Origin of the sequence: Aeromonas sp. S12(2024), assembly GCF_041402305.1 — a bacterium.
Classification (GTDB): domain Bacteria; phylum Pseudomonadota; class Gammaproteobacteria; order Enterobacterales; family Aeromonadaceae; genus Aeromonas; species Aeromonas veronii.
In genome coordinates this window covers 36,204-56,682 of record NZ_JBGLRB010000022.1, presented here as the reverse complement: position 1 = coordinate 56,682, position 20,479 = coordinate 36,204, and the positions used below count along the sequence as shown (strand labels likewise).

Below are 20,479 nucleotides of genomic sequence, written 5' to 3'. Positions count from 1 at the left end.
GGAGGGGATGCTGCGAGCGCGGGTTTCAACTGCGGCAGGCAATCCTCTACAATGGCCCCACTTTGCTTGTCAGTGCAGTGCCAGCGGCGCTGCCTGTAGGGCCTACAAAAAATGGACATGCTTATGACCGCTTTGCCTTCCTGTCGTCTTCTTGCCTTCTGCTCTGCCTTGTTGCTGGCCGGTTGTGCCAGTGATCCCGCCTCCGCGCCTGCCAAAGAGGCGAGCGTGAGCAACCCCAAAACGCCGCCTGCCATGCAGCCGCGCAAACCGGCGGATATGAAGAGCCGCATCGTGCGCTTCTTGCCCCGTCAGGTGCCTGACAAACAGGGGTGGGCCAACGACGTGGTGACGGCGCTCACCACCCAGGGGGTGACGGTCAATGATCACAATGTCTGTAGCGTGCTGGCGGTGGCGGAGCAGGAAGCCACTTATCAGGCCGACCCCATGGTGCCGGGCCTTGGCAAGATCGCCTGGAAAGAGATCAACTCACGGGCAGCCAAGCTGCTGATCCCCGAATTTATGGTGCGGGCCGCGCTCTCCATCAACTCGCCCACCGGCAAGAGCTACGCCGAGCGGATCGACAAGTTGCGTACCGAGCGGGAGATGAGCGAAATCTTCGAAGACATGATCAGCATGCTGCCGATGGGCAAGACGCTGTTTGGCAACCTCAACCCGGTGCATACCGGCGGCCCGATGCAGGTGAGCATCGCCTTTGCCGAGGCCAACGCCCGTGGCTACCCCTATCCAATCAAGGACTCCATTCGCCACGAAGTCTTTACCCGTCGCGGCGGCATCTGGTTTGGCACCAAGCATATCTTCGGTTATCCCGCCGACTACCCGGATACCCTCTACCGCTTTGCCGATTTCAACGCTGGCTGGTACGCCAGTCGCAATGCCGCTTTTCAAGCTGCCGTCAGCCGTTTGAGTGGCAAAACTCTGGCGCTGGACGGGGATCTGATCCGTTATGACTCGGATCTGCCGGGCAACACCGAGCTTGCCGTCTACACCCTCGCCAACCGGGTCAATATGAGCAAACAGGCGATCCACCAGAGCCTGCGCAAAGGGGATACCGCCGAATTTGCCGAGACCGATCTCTACCATCGCATCTTTACCCTGGCCGACAAGCAAGCGGGCAAGCGATTGCCCCGCGCCATCCTGCCCGGCATTCAGCTAAAGAGCCCGAAAATTACCCGCAACCTCACTACCGCCTGGTTTGCCAAGCGGGTGGATGACAGAGAACAACGTTGCGTGCGGCAGATGGCGACGATTCGCTAAGAAACATCAAGGGCGGCCAATTGGCTGCCCTTGATGTAAGAGTGAGTTTCCCCTTGTGTGGCAGTTCATGCCTTGCTGTTCCCTGTGAGATTTACAATGAATCTGCATTTGGGGTATCCACTGCATCCCCAAAACCGATTGCCTCGGTTATCCCCCCGTTTGGCGGTACGCAATACCATCGGGTTGCCGCATCTGGGACATAGTGGATTTGCTTGGGTGAGCGATTCGGTGATGGTTGGCGCGGCGTTCACCACCTGATTGACGACAGGCATTGCAGCTACGGATAAAGGCGGGCGGGGAACCTCGCTGTGACGTGCTTTCAACTGCGCCACATGCTGTTTATGGGTCTGCCAATTGGCGGCCAGTCGTCCCCGCTGGATGGTGTCGATCACTCTGGTGACTTCAGCAGGGGTCAACACCTGCGTGGTTTTACTCTTGATATAGCGAATAAGCCCACGGTTCATCACGTTATCCGGCATGGGGGTTTTAAAGGTGCAGTCGCCAATAAAGTAGATAATCGAATGGAGCTGATGATCAGCAAGACCCAGCAAGGATTTGAGCGTCATCAGGTGCAGATAGTTTTGGCGCAGGGGATTTTGAAAGGTATGTCTGCGGCGATAGAGCTGCTGGGTCCAGCTCTTGTGGGCTGGATTGCCAAATATCCACCCCTTGATGTTCTTGGTCTCGATCACAAACAGCCCGAAGCGCGAGACGATCACATGATCGATCTGGGTAGTGCCCTGCGGGGTCGGCAGGGTCACGTTCTTGAGCAGGTGGTACTCCCGCTTGTCGAGAAAAAGCCGGATGCCCAAGTTGATAAATGTCTCCCCAACAATCCCCTTGAACCTGGGCGTTTTGATCAGGGTGGCAATCAACAACAGGGGCAGCAGATACCAGAACTGGCCCAGCAGAACCGCAATAACGGGAGTGAAGTCCATTTCACATTTATCCAGTCAGTGAATTAGAGGGGATTCATGGCCTCCGGCCAGAGGAAATAGGGGCCAAATTTGGGGCTCATTCTAAACTCCCCTCCTTCCTCTTTGCCTTTCGCTGTGAGGTAATGCTTGCTGTCACGCAGCTCAAGCAAGCCGTGAGTCACCATTTTTTCCAACAACTCATTGGTTTTGATCCCCCACTTTTGCGCCAGTTTGGATGAGGTCAGTTTTTCAGTGGCTGACTCATTTTCGTTAGCAGAAGGCTGTTGGGTTTCGGCTTCACTGACAACCCGTTCAAGTGATATGCGGACTTCATCACTGACTCGAATAATTCGTTGGGCCTCATCATAGGCATCACGGTAAAGGTCATGATCTTCCGAGCGCTGGATCAATACCCCCATCTCGTTGTTATTGACCTGACTGAACTCGTAGAGATTGAGGCTGGTGACAATGCACATCTCTTCATTGAGATAGCACTTGGCATGGAGGTTTTTGCAAAAGCTGGTGCGGATATAGGTGAGCTCTTTGAGCCAGCTGATCTCTTCCGGTTGCAGCTCGCTTTTGCCATAGACGATCCGCACATCGATCTTGAGGCGGTTCTTGTCGGTGAGCAGCTCCTTGATCCTGTCGTTGAGCTTGAGGAAGGGGCTGATCAGGATCAGACGTTCTTTGGCATCTTTGATAAGTTCTTCAAGAAAATAGTTGGTTGCGCTGGTATTCAAAAACTTGGCCATGGCAAAAATCTCTATCCCTGTGGTGTAACTGGTGGCGCAAATACTTGGCTGGCGCTCGGCAGGCCATCTCCATTCCGGGGGCCGTGATCACCCTGCCAGTGCGGTTGGCAATCGACATCGTGGCTCTATGTGGATGATGGGGGCCAAACTGAGCCATTCTACCCATTCCATCAGAAGGAATATGTGACAGATTGCACTAACTCTGTGACAAGGCTGGATTTTTCGGGGCGGGCTGTGGTTGATGGTAAATCACAGGTGCAAAAAAGCCCCTTGGCGGGGCTTGGTGTCTGGCTGGGCGGTGTCGGGATTATCAATCGAACAGGATACGGCCGCTGGTGCCGGCATCGCTGTCTTTCCAGCTGGCACCGCTTTTGCGCAGGGTGTAAGTGATGGTCTCCTGCTTGAATTTCAGGTAGTCGCTGCCGCTGTGATTTGGTTTGACCTGATTGCCATCGATATAGGTTTCCCCTGTGGTATCGACGTGAATTTCGGCCACGGTGCGGCCATCGTCAGTAACCGCTTTATAGTTGCCAGCCCACGGGCTCTCGTCGCCATACTGCACGGCCCCTTCCTGAGCGTGCGCTTGGGCATGGGTCTTGTGGCCGTGATGGGTTTTGGCCACGGCGCAGCCGGAGATACCGACCGCCAGCAGGCAACCGAGGGCGACATTGAGCAGAGTCTGTTTGGATTTCATCTTCATTTTCCTGTATCAAATAATTGCAATGGATAAGGGGTGGAGCCCCCACGGTCGGTGTGGGCCCCGCTGAGCCGTGGCTCGAAATCAGTCCTGATTGATGCCAGAAATATGGCCGCGGGCGTCGGTGAGGCAGTGCCAGAGCCGGTCATGGGGCCCTTTGATATCAATCATCATCCCCGCCTGGGAGTCGGCAACATAGTCGAGGGTCAGTTTGCTGCGGCTGACGCCCGCTTTTCTGGCGACGGCGTTCATGCAGGCGTTCTCGGCAACCTTGGTTTGCGCAGTGCTACCGTTGTAGGCAATGCTGCTGGCGCTCTCATCATCGCCGTCGTCATTGTTCTCATCGTCATTGAGCTGGCAGGCGCCGCTGTCGCCATTTTTGACAAAATAGGTGATGCCCCAGTCGCCATTTTTCACCATGGAGAGGGTGGTGCGCCCCTTGCTCGCCTCGTAGAAATTTGAATTCACTTTTTTAAGCGGAACTTGCTGGTTATTGATATAAGCCGTGCCATCTTCGATGCGAAGATTAATATGTCCAGGACAGCTGGCGGATAAATCAGGCACCCCTGCATATGCGGTTCCGGTTATGACCAATACAGTGAGAGCAAGCAGCGTTTTTTTCATCAGATAACCTCAAATCAACAAGGATCAGCAAGTGTGATGTCGTCAAAATAACGGTTTCTATGCCTGAACGTTATTTCTGTGCTCATTGCACACCTGTTATCGGTAGCCCGCAGTCAGTCGTTTCAGTGCGCCTCGTCCTGCCGGGATGACACCAAATTTAGCAGTCGGGTGATGTAAGTAAAATAAAACAGGATTAATTGGATTCATAAAATATGAAAAACTATAAATCATTTAAAACAGTGAGTTAGGTGCAATTCAGGTCACTGGGTAAAAGATGGGGGACCTCCGGGTTGGTTCCTTATGGGCATCGATAAAGTTGGCCATTGAGCTGCAATATCTGGAGTTGAGTATTTTCTCTGTTGCAAGCGAGTACAGGCTGGCGACATCACAGGACCAATCAGCCATTGCGCGCCGTAAATATACAGACAAAAACTCCAATATTCGGTGTGCGAGGGGGGGAATTAGCCTACCAGCAGGTGGATATTTTTACCTGATATGACTGAGTAGTGAGAAATATGAGCGGGGACGGATAAATAAATCCCCCCATCAATACGGAAATAATTATCCGGAGTGTTACTGTGCTTTCCCTGAGGATTGCCCACTCTTGGCAGGAAAATATAACGACTTAGAAACTCATGGCCAACCCGATGGAATAACCGCTGGTGTTGTGGCTGAACATATAGCGTGCAACCAGCCGGGTACGGGTGACTATGATGTTGTACTTGCTGCTGTCCAGCTCCAGACCGGCGCCGATAGAGTTGAGGGAGTCAAAGCCAAGTAACCCCCGCTGCTCCCCCAGATATGCGGTATGAGCCCCCTCCAGTACATAGCGCACCGGTCTGTCGAGCAGTGTCCAGTCAAACAGCGGGGCCCGGCGACGCAGATAGAGACCGAGGTTCTCCGCCTCGGCGTGACCACGGACGCTGGTCGAGGTGCCGCCAAAGCTTTGCAGGTGTTGGTAGGAGTAGCGCACTTCGATATCGATATCCTGCGCCTTTGAAAAGAGCTCGTAGTCGAGCATCAGCGAGCCCCCCAGTCCGTACATATTGAGCTGCCCACCATCGAGAAAATCCAGCGAGTAGCCCTTGGTACGCTCCAGCAGCCAGTTGCCGATCCGCAGATCGCTGGCCATGGTACCGAGCGAGACGTTGGCGATGGGGCGCAGCATCCAGTGGCCACCGCGCGGGTCTTCATGGAGGGCGATATCCCAGCCGATCCCGCCTGAAGCGGTCAGGCTGTTCCACTTGGTCGGGAGGGTGCGGCTCTCGGTGCCGTTGCTCACCACAAACTGGGGATCGTAGCGGCTAAAGCCGATCGCCCCTTCCAGATAGATGGGCACGGCTTCGCTCATGGTGGCGCCGCCACCGATCTGGGTCATGTTGAGGGCGGCAGATTGATTGGTGCCGCTGCCGATATCGAGGTTGCTGGCGGTGATGTCGGGCACCACGGTGAAGGTCATCAGCGATAGCACCGCATTGGCGCGCTCTTGTGCCCACTCCTGATCCTGTGTTGCGGCCTTGACGGCGCTGCCGGATAGCGCCAGCAGCATTGGCAACAACATCTGCAATAAAGAGGAGCAAGAGCTGTGCATGAGTGTGGTTCCCGATAAGCGGCGTCTGGTTGCCCTGGCTTTACTGTAGCGAGCTTCCTGCCGGTTGGCACGGAGCAAAGAGGGGGAGAGTGAGCGCCGCTTGTGGTCGGTTGCCGCCGGGGGCAAGCCTTTGCCACACCAACGGCACGCCTTTGCAGTTTGTCGCTAAAGCTTGGCCTCTTGCCGCCGATATCTCTTGTGAGATCGTGTGGAGGACAAGCAATTGAACGCTTGGGTGTTGGGGTTGGTCAGCATATCCGTGAGTATGCAGTTACAGGCTGGGGTCACCGAATTTGGTGCCGGTCTGGATCAATCCGTCTGGCGTTTGACCTCCGATACCCAGATTGAGTGTCGCCTCGAGCACCCGATCCCCAACTGGGGAACGGGGGCTTTTGTCAGTCGTGCCGGTCGCAAGATCAACCTCGACTTTGAGCTCAAGGGCAAGCGGCCGCAGGCCCAGACCCAGACGGTGAGTCTTGGCATCATGCCGCCGGTATGGCGCCCGGGAATAGCCGGGCGAGAAGTGAGTCAACTGCGTTTCTATCAGCAGTTCGATGGGCTGGTGGAGGGGCAAACCGCCTGGACCATGCTCGACGAGCTGGAGGGGGGGCGGATGCCGACCTTCCAGTATCGGGACTGGTATCGCCAGAACCGCGCGGTGCGAGTGTCCCTCTCGTCTGTCAACTTTCGGGTGAAATATCAGGCCTTTATCGACTGTCTGAGCGGGCTGTTGCCCTACAGCTTCAATGACATCGCCTTTAGCGTGCTCACCTACGACAAAAACAGCGATCAGCTCTCCATCCCCTCCAAGCGGCGGCTGGCGATGATCAGCGAGTTTATCAAGGCGGACAAGAGCATCGACGTGGTGGTGATCGACGCCTACAGCGATAGCTATGGTGGCCGCTGGCCGAACCTGAAACTCTCCGAGAAGCGGGCCGATGCCATCAAGAAGGTGTTTGTCGATCTGGGGATCGATCCCGGCAAGATCTCGGTGGAGGGGCATGGCGAGAAGCAGCACGTTGCCTCCAACGAAACCGAACAGGGTCGAGCCAAGAACCGGCGGGTGGTGATCAGCATGGGGCGCAATGGCGAGATCTAGCGCTGTCCCCGGCAAAGAGGCATAAAAAAGAGCGCATCTGCGCTCTTTTTTGATCCTGCCATTAGGCCGTGAGATTAGGGCAACTTAGAAGCTGTCACCGAGGCCGGTACCGGCATCTTTCTTGGCGATCAGTTCAATCTTGTAACCGTCCGGATCTTCGACGAAGGCGATGACGGTGGTGCCACCCTTGACCGGGCCCGGCTCGCGGGTGATCTTGGCACCGGCGGCGCGCAAGGCGTCGCAAGTGGCGTAGATGTCGTCCGCTTCCAGCGCGATGTGGCCATAGGCTGAGCCCAGTTCGTACTCGCTCACCCCCCAGTTGTAGGTCAGCTCGATCACCGCTTCATCCTTCTCGTCACCGTAACCGACGAAGGCCAGGGTGTACTTGTACTCGCTGTTCTCGCTCTTGCGCAGCAGCTTCATGCCAAGGACACGGGTGTAGAAGTCGATGGAGCGTTGCAGATCGCCGACACGCAGCATGGTATGCAGAATTCTCATTGCTCAGTTCTCCGGGTTGGTGATGTGTACTGCTTTCAATCTCGGTTGCGAGGCCATCAGCTGTCGGGATAGACCTTCTCTTTGTATTCGCACAAGTCCTCGATGATACAGGAACCACAACGGGGCTTGCGAGCCAGACAGGTGTAACGCCCGTGCAGGATGAGCCAGTGGTGAACATCCAGCTTGAACTCGGCGGGCACTACCTTGAGCAGCTTCTCCTCTACCTGATCCACGTTCTTGCCTACCGCAAAGCCGGTGCGGTTCGATACCCGGAAGATATGGGTATCGACGGCGATGGTGGGCCAGCCAAAGGCGGTGTTGAGTACCACGTTAGCGGTCTTGCGGCCGACACCGGGCAGGGCTTCCAGCGCTTCGCGGTTCTCCGGCACCTCGCCGCCGTGGCGCTCCAGCAAGATGGCGCAGGTCTTGATGACGTTCTCGGCCTTGGTGTTGAAGAGGCCAATGGTCTTGATGTACTCCTTGAGCCCGTCCACCCCGAGCTCCAGCATCGCTTGCGGGGTGTTGGCCACCGGATAGAGCTTGTCGGTCGCCTTGTTGACGCTGACATCGGTCGCCTGTGCCGAGAGCAGCACGGCAATCAGCAGCTCGAACGGCGAGTTGAAGTTGAGCTCTGTGGTAGGGTGGGGGTTGTTTTCCCGCAGTCGCTCGAGGATCTCTCTGCGTTTCTGGTTGTTCATGCAGCCTCGCGTGGTGTCATAGCTGGGTCGCCCGGGCACGGACGGGGGGCACATTGCAGTGAGCTACTGTGGTCGCCTGCTTGCGGTCACGCCACTCGTTGATGGCGTTCTTGGCGGCGATCAGCAGCCCCAGCCCGATAAAGCCGCCCGGCGGCAGTATGGCCAGCAGCAGGCTGGCATCGGCGTGGAACAGCTCGATGCGCAGGGACTTGGCCCACTCGCCCAGCAGCAGATCGGCACCATCAAACAGGGTGCCCATGCCGATGATTTCGCGCATGGTGCCAAGTACCAGCAGCACCAGAGTAAAGCCCAGCCCCATCATCAGACCGTCGAGGGCCGCCAGCAGCGGCGGGTTCTTGGAGGCATAGGCCTCGGCGCGGCCGATGATGACGCAGTTGGTGACGATGAGGGCGATAAAGATGCCGAGCGCCTGATAGAGGCCATAGGTGTAGGCGTTCATCAGCAGCTGCACACTGGTCACCAGCGAGGCGATGATCATCACATAGACCGGGATGCGAATATCCTTCGGCACCCAGTTGCGCACCAGCGAGACGGCGAGGTTGGAGCAGACCAGCACCGCCATGGTGGCAAGGCCCAGCCCCAGCGCATTGGTAAAGGTGGAGGAGACGGCGAGGGTCGGGCAGAGCCCCAGCACCTGCACCAGCGAGGGGTTGTTCTTCCACAGCCCCTGACTCATCAGCTCCTTGAGCTCGCCCTTGCGGCTTTCCAGCTCGGCAATCGGGGTTGCGCCCGTTTCAATCTGTTCCATCTGGTTCATGATGGCTCGACTCCGTTAGTTCGCCGCCGGACAAGCCGGGGCGTTGCTGAGCAGTTCGGGTTGCTCCTGCTGCAGTTTAAGCAGGTTCTTCACCGCCTTGACCACGGCTCGCGGGGTGATGGTGGCGCCGGTAAAGGCATCGAACTCGCCGCCATCCTTCTTCACCGCCCACTGGGGCTCGTTGTCATGGGTCAGGAATTTTCCGGCAAAGCTGTTGATCCAGTCCGATTTCTTCAGCTCGATCTTGTCACCAAGGCCCGGGGTCTCGTTGTGAGCGAGCACACGCACGGCAGTGATGGTGCCCTTGGCATCAAAACCCGCCACGATGCGGATCGCCCCGCTGTAGCCATCCGGCGCGATCGCCTCCAGCGCATAGCCGGTCACCACGCCATTCTTGCTGGCGGTATAGAGGGCCTGCGGCTGATCGCTGCCGAGATACTTCCTGCTGGTCACCTGCTTGCAGCTGGCCACCAGATCGTTGTCATAGCTCCCCTCCGGCAGCAATACCGAGAGGGTCTGCTGTTTCTCCAGCTGCTGCTGGTGGGCGATTTTATCCTTGGTCAGCTCGTTGGTCAGTACCACCAGCGCGGTACAGCCGAACGCGAACATGGCCAGAATAAGGCCGTTCTTGCGCATGCTCTTTAACATGTCCGGGCTCCGTCAGCTGTGATGGGGGAAAAGGGCAGAAACATCATTGGCGACGGGCTCCATAAACTTTCGGGCGAGTCAGGCTGTCAATAAACGGCACACAAAGGTTGGCCAGCAGCACGGCGAAGGCGAACGCATCCGGATAGCCGCCAAAGCGGCGAATGATGTAGACCAGTATTCCGATCAGCACGCCATAGACCAGTCGGCCACGCGGCGTGGTGCAGGCACTGACCGGATCGGTGGCGATAAAGAAGGCTCCCAGCATAGTCGCGCCGCTAAAGAGATGGAACATGGGCGTGGCAGTCGCATCCGGGCTCACCAGATAGCCGATGGTGGAGGCCGCCAGCAGGGCACCGAGAATCGCGGTGGGAATGCGCCAGTTGATCACCTTCTGTTGCAGCAGGAAGAGGCCGCCCAGCAGATAGCCGAGGTTGACCCAGCTCCAGCCGATGCCGCCCCAACCCTCGAACAGCGGGCCGCTCAGGATCTCGCCGGTGGTGAGCCCCTGAGTCAGGCCGGTTTTCAGGGTATCGAGGGGAGTCGCCATGGTGAGACCATCCACCCCCTGCTTGAGCTGGGCCATGCTGTAGCCGTCGAGACTAAAGCCGGTGAAGATCACCGACGCCGCATCACCAAAGCCGAGGCTGTAGGCGCGCACGCTCTCCGGCGGCAGCCAGCTGGTCATCTGCACCGGGAAGGAGACCAGCAGCAGCACATAGGCGACCATGGCCGGGTTGAACAGGTTCTGACCCAGTCCGCCGTAAAGGTGTTTGGCAACAATGATGGCAAAGGCGGTGCCCACCACCAGCATCCACCACGGCAGCAGCGGCGGCAGGGAGAGACCGATCAGCACGGCGGTGAGCGCCGCACTGCCATCCATCAGGGCAGGCTTGATGGCGCGGCCACGGAGCTTGAGCACCAGCGCCTCACACAGCAGCGCGGTCACCAACGCCAGCAGGATCTGGACAAAGGAGCCCCAGCCGAAGAACCAGGTCTGAGCCAGCAAGCCCGGCACGCAGGCCAGGATCACCAGCAGCATCAGGGTTCGGGTCTGTTTGCGGTTATGGGCAAACGGCGCAGTCGCAATATTGAACATGAGTCTGTCGATTACCTTGTGGTTGTTCGGTCGGCTGACGGAGCATCTTCCGCTGCGGTCTCTGTGGCTCTGGCTGCCTCGGCCGCCAGCTTCTTCGCCTTGGCGCGGGCCACGGCAGCCGCAATGGCCGCTTTTTTCGGATCAACCGGGGCATCAGCAGCAGGGGCGCTCGCTTCAGGCGCGGCAGTGACGGCAAGTGGTTGTTCACTGCTGGCTCCATCGCTTTGCATCGGCTCAGCCGGTGCGCGCTCACCCTCAGTTTCGGCTCTATCTACCTGAGTAGCGGCACTTTCTACCTCTGCACTGGGACTTGCTACATCAGCACTGGTACTTGCGCTCTGCTGGGCCAGCTTTTTGGCCTTGGCACGGGCGATGGCTGCGGCGATAGCGGCTTTCTTGGGATCGACCGCTTCGCTTGCAGCCGTATCGCTTTGGCTGGTGGTTACTTCGCTCTTGGCTACCGTCATGTCGCGGGTCTCCGCGTTTGCTGATAGCTCACTCTGCGCACCTTCAGCACCGGCATTTTCTACCTCAGCACTGGTACTTGCGCCCTGCTGGGCCAGCTTTTTGGCCTTGGCGCGGGCAATGGCTGCGGCGATAGCTGCTTTCTTGGGATCGACCGCTTCGCTGGCCGCAGATGGCGCATCGCTTTGGGTTGCAGCGGATTCGCTGGTGCCAGCATTTGCAGTCAGATCGCCCTCAGCGCTGTCACTCTGCTGGGCCAGCTTCTTGGCCTTGGCACGAGCGATGGCAGCAGCAATTGCAGCTTTCTTGGGATCTGCGGGTGCATCGCCTTGCGTGCCTGCGTCGGTTACCGCGCTGTTATCTGCGCTTACCGACTCGCCACAGGCTTCGGCCTTTTTGGCCTTGGCCCGGGCAATGGCGGCGGCAATCGCCGCTTTTTTCGGATCAACCTCTGCCTTTTGCTGATCAGCATCTACCGCAGGGGCAGCAACGGCTTCGGCAGTCACTGGCTCGGCGCTATCGCCAGCCTGAGCGGCTTTCTTGGCCTTGGCGCGGGCCAGTGCGGCGGCGATTGCCGCTTTCTTGGGATCGCTGGCGGGGTCAACCGCCTCGGCGGATTGCGCTGCGGCGGCAGTGTCACTGTTTGCGCTCTCCGCCAGTTTGGCGGCGCGGCGCGCCTCCGCTTCCCGTTTGCGGGCTTCGCGGGCGGCAATCACTGCGCTGTTGTCAGGCAAGCCCTCTGCGGTGGCGGCAATGGCAGTGATGGGGGCATCCTGCTTGGCCTTGATACGGGCCAAGGCGGCTGCCACCGGATCTTCCCCGCCTGCGGCCGTCATGGTCTGACGGCGCTGGGCTGCAGCTTCGGCATGGCGCGCTTCGCGGGCCGCTTTCTCCCGCTCGAAACGGGCCTGCTTGGCCTCGAAACGCTGCTTGGCGCGTTCGGCTTTTTCGGCCTCGGCACGGGCTTCGCGAATGTCGTCTTTGGCGATCTTGTAGTACTGCACCAGCGGGATCTCGCTTGGGCAGACCCAGGCGCAGGCGCCGCACTCGATGCAGTCCATCAGGTTGAGCTTCTCGGCCTTGTCATACTCCTTGGCCCGGCTGTACCAGTAGAGCTCTTGCGGCAGCAGGGTGGCCGGACAGGCATCGGCGCAGGCGCTGCAACGGATGCAGGCCTGCTCCGGGCCGGGAGCGGGCAGTTCGGCCTGCGTCGGCGCCAGCAGGCAGTTGGTCGCCTTGACCACAGGCACCATGGCGTGGGGCAGGGTAAAGCCCATCATGGGGCCACCCATGATCACCCGCTGCTCCGCTTCCGGTTGCAGTTCGAAACGCTGCAACAGCCAGCGCACCGGCGTACCCAGGCGCACCCAGGCGTTGCCGGGTTTTTTGAAGCTGTCGCCGGTGAGGGTGACGATCCGCTCGATCAGCGGCTCGCCGTCGATAATGGCGCGTTTGATGGCAAACACGGTGGCGACGTTGAGCACCATGATGCCGATATCGACCGCGCGGCCGCCTTTGGGCACCTGACGGCCGGTCAGCAGCTCGATGGTCTGCTTGGCACCGCCCGAGGGGTACTTGGTCGGCACCGTCTTGACCAGCACATCTTCATCGGTGGCGTGGCGGGTCAGCTGCTCGATCGCCTCGGGCTTGTTGTCTTCCACCCCGATCAGGGTCAGCTTGGGCTTGAGCAGGTGCTTGAGCACCCGGATGCCATCCATGATCTCGTCGGCGTATTGCTGCATCAACCGATCATCGGTAGTGATGTAGGGTTCGCACTCCAGCCCGTTGACGATCAGGATCTCGGTGAGCTGGCCGCGGCCGTCGAGCTTGCTGTGAGTGGGGAACACGGCGCCGCCAAGGCCCGCCACCCCTGCTTGCTGGATGCGCTCGAGCAGTTCGCCCCGCTCCAGATTCCAGTAATCGGCTTTGCCGTTGCGCTCGCCCCACTCATCCTCCCCATCCGGGGTGAGAATGACACAGAGATCGCCGAGTCCGGAGGGGTGGGCAACCGTGTGGTTGCCAATCTCGGTGATGGTGCCGGAGGTGGAGGCATGGACAGGGACGACCCGCCCCTTGGCATAACGGGTCAGCGGCTGCCCTTTTTTGACCTTGTCGCCCACCTGCACCAGCAGATCGCCGGCGGGGCCTGCGTGCTGGCGCAGCGGAATGATGAGGCGCGGCGGCAGACCGGCGTCTACCACCGGGCTCTGGCTTGATTGCAGCTTGTTGTCGGCGGGGTGAATGCCGCCGTGAAAGTCCCAGAGCGTGCCGGCTTTGATACGTTCGAGTAAGGAATGCATGGTTGCTCCGCTGTTTATTCCACTATCTTGACCGGAATCTTGCCCGGAACATGCACGTTATTGAGATCCCACTTCCAGTTATCGACCGTGGTAGGCACCGGGATCATCTCGATGCAATCGGTCGGGCAGGGATCGACACAGAGATCGCAACCGGTGCACTCGTTGGCAATCACGGTATGCATCGCCTTGGTGGCGCCGACGATGGCATCCACCGGGCAGGCCTGAATGCACTTGGTGCAGCCGATGCACTGATCTTCGTGGATAAAGGCGACCTTCTTGACTGGCACTGCAGCCTCGTCACTGCCCCCCAGCGGCTGGGGCTCTACCCCCATCAGATCGGCAATTTTGCGCATGGTGGCCTCGCCACCGGGTACGCACTTGTTGATCTGATCGCCGCCCGCGAGCGCCTCGGCGTAGGGTTTGCAGCCGGGATAGCCGCACTGGCCACACTGGGTCTGGGGCAGCAGGGCATCGAGCTGATCGACGATGGGGTCTGCTTCCACATGAAACTTGACGGCGGCAAAGCCCAGGATAATCCCGAACGCCAGCGCCAGCAGGGTGAGCACCAGAATGGCAAAGAGAATATGGATCATGGTTATATCTTGATAAGGCCGGTAAAGCCCATAAAGGCCAGCGACATCAGACCGGCGGTGATCATGGCAATCGACACCCCGCGAAACGGTGCGGGCACATCGGCGGCGACCAGACGCTCGCGCATGGCGGCAAACAGGATCAACACCAGCGAGAAGCCGGTGGCGGCGCCAAAGCCGTAGATCACGCTCTGGATAAAGTCGTGTCGCTCATTGATGCTGAGCAGCGCCACCCCGAGCACCGCGCAGTTGGTGGTGATGAGGGGCAGGAAGATCCCCAGCAGGCGATAGAGGGTCGGGCTGCTCTTGCGCACCACCATCTCGGTAAACTGCACCACCACGGCGATCACCAGAATAAAGGCGAGGGTGCGCAGATAGGCGATATCCAGCGGCAGCAGGATATAGTGCTCCACCAGATAGGAGCTGGCACTGGCGAGGGTCATCACGAAGGTGGTCGCCAGCCCCATGCCGATGGCGGTTTCCAGCTTGCCGGAGACCCCCATAAAGGGGCAGAGGCCTAGGAATTTCACCAGCACGAAGTTGTTAACCAGCACGGTGCCGATCAATAAAAGCAGGTACTCAGTCATCAATTACCGTCACTGAAAGTCGGGTTATCGGGGTTTGAAGGCGGGCGGTATTATCTGACGTTAGGGCCAGTTAAACAACCGCAAGGCCGCATGGTTATTATGCAACTGGATAATTTAGACGGGGTTTTGGGCGAGAATCCGGTGGGTTTTGCGTCATATCACCCACCGGGTGAGAAGCCTTACTAACCAACAGCCAGTTTGGCGGCCTCTTTCCACATAAATGGCGGCATCGGAGTAGTGAGACGCCATTTAATGTTCATCGGTTGGCTGCCAGTGTGGGATACGTACTCCACCTCACCAAAGTTCACAAAGCCAAGGGTGCGGCCAAATTCATCTTTGCTCTGCTCGCGGACGAACAAAAACAAGCGCTTACCTTCTGCTCTGTGGTTTATGTAACTCAGCCCCTTGCCCCGTTCTGGGCGAGCGCTGTTTTGGCTCTGCCAATGAAACAGCGACTCGTTGATGGCGTAGTCGTGATAACGGGTAGTGGGGGAGAAGTGCTGTTCCGTTTTGTTCAAGGTCACGAACAGCAACTCGATATTTTGCTCTGCGATGACATAGACCCCTTCGCGAGCCGTGGGTTGCTGCGCGAAGGTGGTCGCGCCAAAGCCAACCAGCACCTGCTCTCTGGCATAGCGAGCATGCAGTTGCAGCGGATTACCGGGAAGGTTTGGCATGGCGCTTTGTTCGTGTTGCACCCGGTTGATCAGCATGGGCAACAGATCTGCCAGCTCGGCCCTTAATTCAGGTTGATTGAGTTGTTTCAGGCTGTGCGCCAAGGAGCTAAAGCCTGCAGTGGGGCCGCTCTGTTGCCAGAAGTCGTAATGGCACATCAAGGCCATCCGCTCATCGTGCTCAGCCGTTAAGGTAAAGGCGCTTTCCACCAAGGTTTGTAAGAAGTTCAAGTAATGGAGCGCATCGCAGCCCAATAGCCGGGTTTTGATGGCCCGGGTGTAGAGGGTCGACAGCTTCTCATCGCTCATTTCAGAAATGGTATGGTTGCGGGCCTGTTTGACCAAGTTGGTCCAATTGCCGCGCTTGTAGATCTCCTCAAGGCTGATGTGAGGGTAGAACTTCAAAAAGTTCGCCAGCGTCAGTGGTAAATCACAGTCCTGTGAGAAACGGCGGATCAGGCCCATGAGGCGTGAGGTATTGAGGGTCGCCTTTTTGATATTTTTCAGAATTAACTCTTGGGTTTGTTTTGAGAGTTCGATGCGGCAGCCCAAGGGGGCATGAGGGAAGCCCTGTTTGATCTCGTGGCTGATCGCCTTATTAGTTTTACCCACCAGTGCCCGGAATTTCTGGGCAAAGTCATACTCAGCACGGGCATTGCCAACAAAGTCCAACACGGTGCAGCACTCTTTATCGCTCGCCAGCCGCAGGCCGCGCCCTAATTGCTGCAAGAAGATAGTGAGGCTTTCCGTTGGTCGTAAAAACAGCAAGGTATCGACTTCCGGGATATCAACCCCTTCGTTGAAGATGTCCACCACGCAGAGAATATTGATAACCCCAGTGCGCAAATCTTGTTGTTTACTATGCCGCTCGTCTCGATTATCGCTGGTGAGGATGTCAGCCTTGATGCCCTTCAATAAAAATGCCTTGCACATAAAGTCGGCATGTTCACGGCTCACACAAAATGCCAGCGCTTTGATCTTGGTAATATCGGTGACGATCTCATTGAGGCTCTGGACTATTTTCTGTACCCGCTGCTGATTGTGGGTATAGATATTGGTGAGTTCAGTGATGTCATAACGGCCATTTTTCCAAGCCACTTGGCGCAAGTCAGTATCATCATCGATACCAAAATATTGGAACGGACAGAGATGGCGACGATTGATGGCCTCGGGCAAGCGGATCTCTGCTGCGATGACACCACAAAAGTCGGCAAGAATATCACCGCCATCATGGCGCTCTGGCGTTGCGGTTAACCCCAACAGAATGTGAGGTTCAAAGGCGGCGAGCAGACCGCGATAACTGGTCGCCGCAATATGGTGAACCTCATCGATGACGATGTAATCGAAATAGTCTGGGCTAAGACGTAAATTAGCCAGCTGGTTATTCAAGGATTGCACCGAGGCAAATAGCTGACGGTAGTGGGTTGGCACGGCGCCGCCGACTAAGAGTTCGCCAAAATTGGATTGCTTGAGCACTCCGCGGTATGAGGCCAATGCTTGGCGCAAGATCTCCTCTTTGTGGGCGACAAACAGAAACTTGGCGTCGGGTTTGGTTTTCAGAAAACGCGCAAAATCAAAAGCGGAGATCAGGGTTTTCCCTGTACCGGTGGCCGCAACCACCAAGTTACGGAAGCGCTGGTGTAAAGCGCGCTCCATCGCCAATTGTTCAAGGATCTCCAGTTGATGGGGAAACGGCGTGATATCAAAGAAATAGGCAGGGCTATTTTTGTCCCCATCCCCACGGGCCTCTTGCAGCGCATGCTGCAATTTTTTACGGCTTTCGAGCTTGCCATCAAACAGCTCAAAATCATCGGATTCCCAATAGGTTTCAAAGGTACTCAGGGATTTCTCGATAATATGCGGGATCTCTTGCGAGGTGATTTTTAGGTTCCACTCCAAGCCGCTGGTGAGGGCAGAGTGAGATAGATTGGAGGAGCCTATATAGCCGGTATGAAAGCCGGTATTCCGGCAAAAGAGATAGCTCTTGGCATGCAACCGCTCGCGCTGGGTGTTATAGCTGAGTTTGACTTCGGTATTTGGGAGACTAGCTAAAAATTCAACTGCCTTGGCATCGGTCGCCCCCATATAAGAGGTAGTAATTACTTTTAATTGGCGGCCGCTGCGAGTGAACTCTTCCAGCTCATGACGGAAAATACGGATACCTGCCCATTTGATGAATGAGACCAGCCAGCAGATGCTATCTGCCGATAATATTTCCCGTTTAATCTCAGACTCCATCGACAAACCCGCATTGCTACCGCAGAACAGCTCACTTTGCGTTAGACCGGTCAGAGGGAAAATATCCTCGGCATATTGCTTTAAATTGGCGGAGATGGGGTTATCCAATTGGTAGAGCGCTGTCAGAATTTTTCCCTGACTATCGATGAGGTTCTCGCCAATAAAGTCTGGGTCTTGGGTGCGATCCTTTAGCCAAAGCAATAACTGGTTAGCCAGCTCAATCTGCCGTTGCAGCTGATCTTCACCAGTTACCGAACCCACCGCATATTCCAAAACCCGACTCAGAAATCTGGATAACCAAACTGCCGCTTCGGCAGGTTCAAGCTGGCGTTCCCCTACGTAAAAGCGCTCGCGGTCGAGTCGAGATGTCAGCAGTTGAGTAATGAGCTGTTCATAAATACCGCATTGTTGCATCTCGCACGAGCCTCGAACATTGTCTATAGAAGAAAGAGATAATATCATTTTTTTCATCTAAATCAGCATGTTATTATCGGTGGCATGTTTGGTTATGGAGCCCGTATTATTAATTTTTTCACGTGGCTCACAGATTCAAGATGTGGCAGCATTTTTTTCTTACCCCATGCTGGGCTTTATTACTGCCACTATCTGCAGTGACTGAGGAGTACAGATGTTCAAGAAACCGGTAGCGGTTGAACTGGAGGCCATCAATCAGGAAGGTGAGATACAAGTGGTGCGTGACAGCGGTCTGACCGTTCAAGGCTACAGCGTTTACTTGCGAGTCGAAGAGAGCAACGGCTGTGCCTTGGCAACCTGTGTGGCAGACTACGACACCATCGGCCCTGCCTACGAACTGGCGGAGCGGTTGAGTCAGGCGCTGGCCATCCCGCTCATTGTGATGACTCCAGAAGCATTAATGCCAGTGAAGAGTTAGCCAAACGCGACAACAGCAGCCATTGCAACGCCCAACTGAACACCCCTTAAAAATTACATCATCATTTGCGCTCGCTTTGCGCGCCACGGCACACATGGGTTCCCTCTTGCCGGGTAAGATGGGGTTGCCCGCTGTAGCGGCAACAGTCGGATGTTTGCGGGCATATGCCGGTCACATCAGCCAGATCACCACCAGGAGGTAACCATGATCAGCCATATCGACCATCTGGTATTGACGGTCAGCGATATCGAACGGGCCGTGGCCTTTTACAGTTCGGTGCTCAATATGGAGGCCATCACCTTCGGTGCGGGGCGCCGGGCGGTAGGGTTTGGCAACCAGAAGATCAATCTGCAACTGCTGGGGCAGGAGCCGCGCAATCGGGCGCAGGTGGGGTCGGGAGATGTCTGCCTGATCACCCGCTGGCCGCTGGAGCAGGTGATGGCCCAGCTGGCCTGCCACGGGGTGGAGATTGTCGAGGGGCCGGTGACCAAAAGCGGGGCTTGCGGGCCCATCGAGTCCATCTACTTCCTCGACCCGGATCAGAACCTGATCGAGATAAGTCGCTACCCCTGAGTCCGCCGCGACAGAGGGAGTTGGGTTGGCGTATCAACCGCTGGCCGGGCGCATCTTTTCCTCGTTTGCCTCTCTTGGCGTGCCCCGCACTCGCCATTGCCGGCGCCTTTGCTTCCCGTGAAATCGGTTAACCCTGTTTGCCCCATCGCCCCTGACGCGGGGCTTGGTGCTGTGAGCTGGCCCGCAATTGTGTCGCCGGTGCGCTGGAGTTGGCGATAATCCGGCGTGCTGTGGCAGGTGATGTGGTAATGTGTCGCACTTTTTTGCCGGATGGGCCGGCATTGGCCTCGTTGAAATTGGAGCCGTATGCAAAAAATCGACGTAGTGGAGAGGGTGATGCCGCAGATCATGTGTCCGGCATGGCCGACGCACGCAACCGTACAACAGGATGGGGTTCAGCCCCTCTGGCAGGTGACTCATGCTGGCTAACGAATCCATGCGCCTGAACAAATACATCAGCGAGAGCGGCATCTGCTCGCGCCGCGAGGCCGACCGCTTTATCGAGCAGGGCCATGTCTTTATCAACGGCAAGCGGGCCGGGATCGGTGATCAGGTGCAGGTTGGCGATCTGGTCAAGGTGAACGGTCAGGTGATCGAGCCGCGCGAGGCGGACAGTCTGGTGCTGATCGCCCTCAACAAGCCGGTGGGCATCGTCAGTACCACAGAGGCGGGCGAGAAGGACAACATCGTCGATTTCGTCAACCACAGCACCCGGGTCTTCCCCATCGGGCGGCTCGACAAGGATTCGCAGGGGCTGATCTTCCTCACCAACCACGGCGATCTGGTCAACAAGATCCTGCGGGCGGGCAACGATCACGAGAAAGAGTATCTGGTGACCGTCGACAAGCCGGTGACCGACGAGTTTGTGCGCGGCATGGCGGCCGGGGTGCCGATCCTCGGTACTGTGACCAAGAAGTGCAAGGTGAAGAAAGAGGCGCCGTTTGTCTTTCGCATCACGCTAGTGCAGGGGCTGAACCGCCAGATCCGCCGCATGTGCGAGTACTTCGGTTTTGAAGTGACCAAGCTGGAGCGCATTCGCATCATGAACGTCAGCCTCAAGGGGCTGCCGGTGGGTGAGTGGCGCGATCTGACCGACGACGAGCTGATCGATCTGTTCAAGCTGATTGAGGACTCCTCCTCCGAGGTGAAACCGGCCAAAGGCGACAAACCCAAGGCGGCCAAGGCTCCTGCGGCGCAAGGCGCCAAGCCGGGGCAGGGCAAGAAGCCGCGCCGCGATGACGATCACGAGATTGGTGGTCGCCCCAATGTGCCGGGCCCGGAAGCCTTCGAGAAGAAGCTGCCGGTGGGCAAGGGGGGCGCGGGCAAAGGTGCCGCCAATAAAGGTGGTGCTGGCAAGGGCAGTGCAGGCAAAGGGGCTCTCGGCAAGGGGGGTAAACCGGCCGCAGGCAAGCCGCGCACCGCTAACACCGGACGGCAGAAGAAGGGGCGCTGAGTTGCCCCTCTGAGTGGCGTCAGCCGCCAGTCAT

General features: G+C 57.6%; 19 protein-coding genes. 5 read left to right on the top strand and 14 right to left on the bottom strand.

All coding sequences use genetic code 11. From position 1 onward, the window contains the following. The first annotated feature begins 123 nt into the window (after nucleotides 1-123). Nucleotides 124-1,275 (top strand): DUF1615 domain-containing protein, encoded by a 1,152-nt coding sequence (locus ACB035_RS18475; RefSeq protein WP_371167878.1) that lies wholly within the window; start codon nucleotides 124-126, stop codon nucleotides 1,273-1,275. A gap of 65 nt (nucleotides 1,276-1,340) precedes the next feature. Here the strand turns inward: ACB035_RS18475 and ACB035_RS18470 are convergent, their stop codons facing one another. The 5 genes from ACB035_RS18470 to ACB035_RS18450 form a co-directional block, all read right to left on the bottom strand. Beyond that, nucleotides 1,341-2,213, bottom strand: coding sequence for a nuclease-related domain-containing protein (locus ACB035_RS18470; RefSeq protein ID WP_058058764.1), 873 nt, complete (start codon nucleotides 2,211-2,213; stop codon nucleotides 1,341-1,343). A gap of 23 nt (nucleotides 2,214-2,236) precedes the next feature. After that, a complete protein-coding gene (locus ACB035_RS18465) occupies nucleotides 2,237-2,944 on the bottom strand; it encodes a phospholipase D family protein (RefSeq protein ID WP_042056541.1) in 708 nt (235 codons plus the stop codon). Between the two features lie 310 nt (nucleotides 2,945-3,254). Further along, the gene (locus tag ACB035_RS18460) at nucleotides 3,255-3,638 is read right to left on the bottom strand and encodes a hypothetical protein (RefSeq protein WP_058055916.1); all 384 of its coding nucleotides are present in this window, start codon (nucleotides 3,636-3,638) and stop codon (nucleotides 3,255-3,257) included. Nucleotides 3,639-3,725: 87 nt separating this feature from the next. Then, entirely contained in the window at nucleotides 3,726-4,265 is a 540-nt protein-coding gene (locus tag ACB035_RS18455) for a hypothetical protein (RefSeq protein ID WP_371167877.1), read from the bottom strand. A gap of 625 nt (nucleotides 4,266-4,890) precedes the next feature. After that, complete coding sequence (locus tag ACB035_RS18450; RefSeq protein WP_371167876.1) at nucleotides 4,891-5,856, bottom strand: autotransporter domain-containing protein; 966 nt, start codon at nucleotides 5,854-5,856, stop codon at nucleotides 4,891-4,893. Between the two features lie 223 nt (nucleotides 5,857-6,079). Between ACB035_RS18450 and ACB035_RS18445 the strand changes: the two genes are divergently transcribed. Next, on the top strand, nucleotides 6,080-6,955 hold the full coding sequence (locus tag ACB035_RS18445; RefSeq protein WP_005337611.1) for an OmpA family protein: 876 nt from the start codon (nucleotides 6,080-6,082) through the stop codon (nucleotides 6,953-6,955). Nucleotides 6,956-7,039: 84 nt separating this feature from the next. On the opposite strand, the gene gloA is transcribed toward ACB035_RS18445, so the two are convergent. The 9 genes from gloA to ACB035_RS18400 all read right to left on the bottom strand — a co-directional run bounded on the left by gloA (nucleotide 7,040) and on the right by ACB035_RS18400 (nucleotide 17,941). Next, a complete protein-coding gene (gloA, locus tag ACB035_RS18440) occupies nucleotides 7,040-7,453 on the bottom strand; it encodes a lactoylglutathione lyase (RefSeq protein ID WP_005347113.1) in 414 nt (137 codons plus the stop codon). A gap of 56 nt (nucleotides 7,454-7,509) precedes the next feature. Further along, nucleotides 7,510-8,151: an endonuclease III gene (gene nth / locus ACB035_RS18435; RefSeq protein WP_064341535.1), complete on the bottom strand. Its 642-nt coding sequence runs from the start codon at nucleotides 8,149-8,151 to the stop codon at nucleotides 7,510-7,512. A 16-nt stretch (nucleotides 8,152-8,167) separates the two neighbouring features. After that, on the bottom strand, nucleotides 8,168-8,929 hold the full coding sequence (locus ACB035_RS18430) for an electron transport complex subunit E (RefSeq protein ID WP_371167875.1): 762 nt from the start codon (nucleotides 8,927-8,929) through the stop codon (nucleotides 8,168-8,170). A gap of 15 nt (nucleotides 8,930-8,944) precedes the next feature. Next, the gene (rsxG, locus tag ACB035_RS18425; RefSeq protein ID WP_371167874.1) at nucleotides 8,945-9,577 is read right to left on the bottom strand and encodes an electron transport complex subunit RsxG; all 633 of its coding nucleotides are present in this window, start codon (nucleotides 9,575-9,577) and stop codon (nucleotides 8,945-8,947) included. 43 nt (nucleotides 9,578-9,620) lie between these two features. Then, nucleotides 9,621-10,673, bottom strand: coding sequence for an electron transport complex subunit RsxD (rsxD, locus tag ACB035_RS18420; protein ID WP_371167873.1), 1,053 nt, complete (start codon nucleotides 10,671-10,673; stop codon nucleotides 9,621-9,623). Between the two features lie 11 nt (nucleotides 10,674-10,684). After that, nucleotides 10,685-13,438 (bottom strand): electron transport complex subunit RsxC, encoded by a 2,754-nt coding sequence (rsxC, locus tag ACB035_RS18415; RefSeq protein WP_371167872.1) that lies wholly within the window; start codon nucleotides 13,436-13,438, stop codon nucleotides 10,685-10,687. Nucleotides 13,439-13,452: 14 nt separating this feature from the next. Further along, on the bottom strand, nucleotides 13,453-14,031 hold the full coding sequence (gene rsxB / locus ACB035_RS18410) for an electron transport complex subunit RsxB (protein ID WP_139493998.1): 579 nt from the start codon (nucleotides 14,029-14,031) through the stop codon (nucleotides 13,453-13,455). Between the two features lie 2 nt (nucleotides 14,032-14,033). Further along, the gene (gene rsxA, locus ACB035_RS18405; RefSeq protein ID WP_005337600.1) at nucleotides 14,034-14,615 is read right to left on the bottom strand and encodes an electron transport complex subunit RsxA; all 582 of its coding nucleotides are present in this window, start codon (nucleotides 14,613-14,615) and stop codon (nucleotides 14,034-14,036) included. A gap of 182 nt (nucleotides 14,616-14,797) precedes the next feature. Next, complete coding sequence (locus ACB035_RS18400) at nucleotides 14,798-17,941, bottom strand: DUF3427 domain-containing protein (protein ID WP_335820169.1); 3,144 nt, start codon at nucleotides 17,939-17,941, stop codon at nucleotides 14,798-14,800. A 214-nt stretch (nucleotides 17,942-18,155) separates the two neighbouring features. Between ACB035_RS18400 and ACB035_RS18395 the strand changes: the two genes are divergently transcribed. The 3 genes from ACB035_RS18395 to rluF all read left to right on the top strand — a co-directional run bounded on the left by ACB035_RS18395 (nucleotide 18,156) and on the right by rluF (nucleotide 20,445). Further along, on the top strand, nucleotides 18,156-18,419 hold the full coding sequence (locus ACB035_RS18395; RefSeq protein ID WP_042056561.1) for a hypothetical protein: 264 nt from the start codon (nucleotides 18,156-18,158) through the stop codon (nucleotides 18,417-18,419). 204 nt (nucleotides 18,420-18,623) lie between these two features. Next, nucleotides 18,624-18,992, top strand: coding sequence for a VOC family protein (locus ACB035_RS18390; protein WP_185226912.1), 369 nt, complete (start codon nucleotides 18,624-18,626; stop codon nucleotides 18,990-18,992). Nucleotides 18,993-19,410: 418 nt separating this feature from the next. Beyond that, complete coding sequence (gene rluF, locus ACB035_RS18385; protein WP_371167871.1) at nucleotides 19,411-20,445, top strand: 23S rRNA pseudouridine(2604) synthase RluF; 1,035 nt, start codon at nucleotides 19,411-19,413, stop codon at nucleotides 20,443-20,445. Nucleotides 20,446-20,479 lie beyond the last annotated feature (34 nt).

Excerpts from the sequence above, each read along its gene's own strand:
- ACB035_RS18390 (WP_185226912.1), top strand. The coding sequence starts at position 18,624 with ATGATCAGCCATATCGACCATCTGGTATTGACGGTCAGCGATATCGAA.
- ACB035_RS18475 (WP_371167878.1), top strand. The coding sequence starts at position 124 with ATGACCGCTTTGCCTTCCTGTCGTCTTCTTGCCTTCTGCTCTGCCTTG.
- ACB035_RS18450 (WP_371167876.1), bottom strand. The coding sequence starts at position 5,856 with ATGCACAGCTCTTGCTCCTCTTTATTGCAGATGTTGTTGCCAATGCTG.
- ACB035_RS18430 (WP_371167875.1), bottom strand. The coding sequence starts at position 8,929 with ATGAACCAGATGGAACAGATTGAAACGGGCGCAACCCCGATTGCCGAG.
- gloA (WP_005347113.1), bottom strand. The coding sequence starts at position 7,453 with ATGAGAATTCTGCATACCATGCTGCGTGTCGGCGATCTGCAACGCTCC.
- rsxC (WP_371167872.1), bottom strand. The coding sequence starts at position 13,438 with ATGCATTCCTTACTCGAACGTATCAAAGCCGGCACGCTCTGGGACTTT.
- ACB035_RS18465 (WP_042056541.1), bottom strand. The coding sequence starts at position 2,944 with ATGGCCAAGTTTTTGAATACCAGCGCAACCAACTATTTTCTTGAAGAA.
- rsxA (WP_005337600.1), bottom strand. The coding sequence starts at position 14,615 with ATGACTGAGTACCTGCTTTTATTGATCGGCACCGTGCTGGTTAACAAC.
- ACB035_RS18460 (WP_058055916.1), bottom strand. The coding sequence starts at position 3,638 with ATGAAATCCAAACAGACTCTGCTCAATGTCGCCCTCGGTTGCCTGCTG.
- ACB035_RS18400 (WP_335820169.1), bottom strand. The coding sequence starts at position 17,941 with ATGCAACAATGCGGTATTTATGAACAGCTCATTACTCAACTGCTGACA.
- ACB035_RS18395 (WP_042056561.1), top strand. The coding sequence starts at position 18,156 with ATGTTCAAGAAACCGGTAGCGGTTGAACTGGAGGCCATCAATCAGGAA.
- rsxB (WP_139493998.1), bottom strand. The coding sequence starts at position 14,031 with ATGATCCATATTCTCTTTGCCATTCTGGTGCTCACCCTGCTGGCGCTG.
- rsxG (WP_371167874.1), bottom strand. The coding sequence starts at position 9,577 with ATGTTAAAGAGCATGCGCAAGAACGGCCTTATTCTGGCCATGTTCGCG.
- rsxD (WP_371167873.1), bottom strand. The coding sequence starts at position 10,673 with ATGTTCAATATTGCGACTGCGCCGTTTGCCCATAACCGCAAACAGACC.
- ACB035_RS18455 (WP_371167877.1), bottom strand. The coding sequence starts at position 4,265 with ATGAAAAAAACGCTGCTTGCTCTCACTGTATTGGTCATAACCGGAACC.
- ACB035_RS18470 (WP_058058764.1), bottom strand. The coding sequence starts at position 2,213 with ATGGACTTCACTCCCGTTATTGCGGTTCTGCTGGGCCAGTTCTGGTAT.
- rluF (WP_371167871.1), top strand. The coding sequence starts at position 19,411 with ATGCTGGCTAACGAATCCATGCGCCTGAACAAATACATCAGCGAGAGC.
- nth (WP_064341535.1), bottom strand. The coding sequence starts at position 8,151 with ATGAACAACCAGAAACGCAGAGAGATCCTCGAGCGACTGCGGGAAAAC.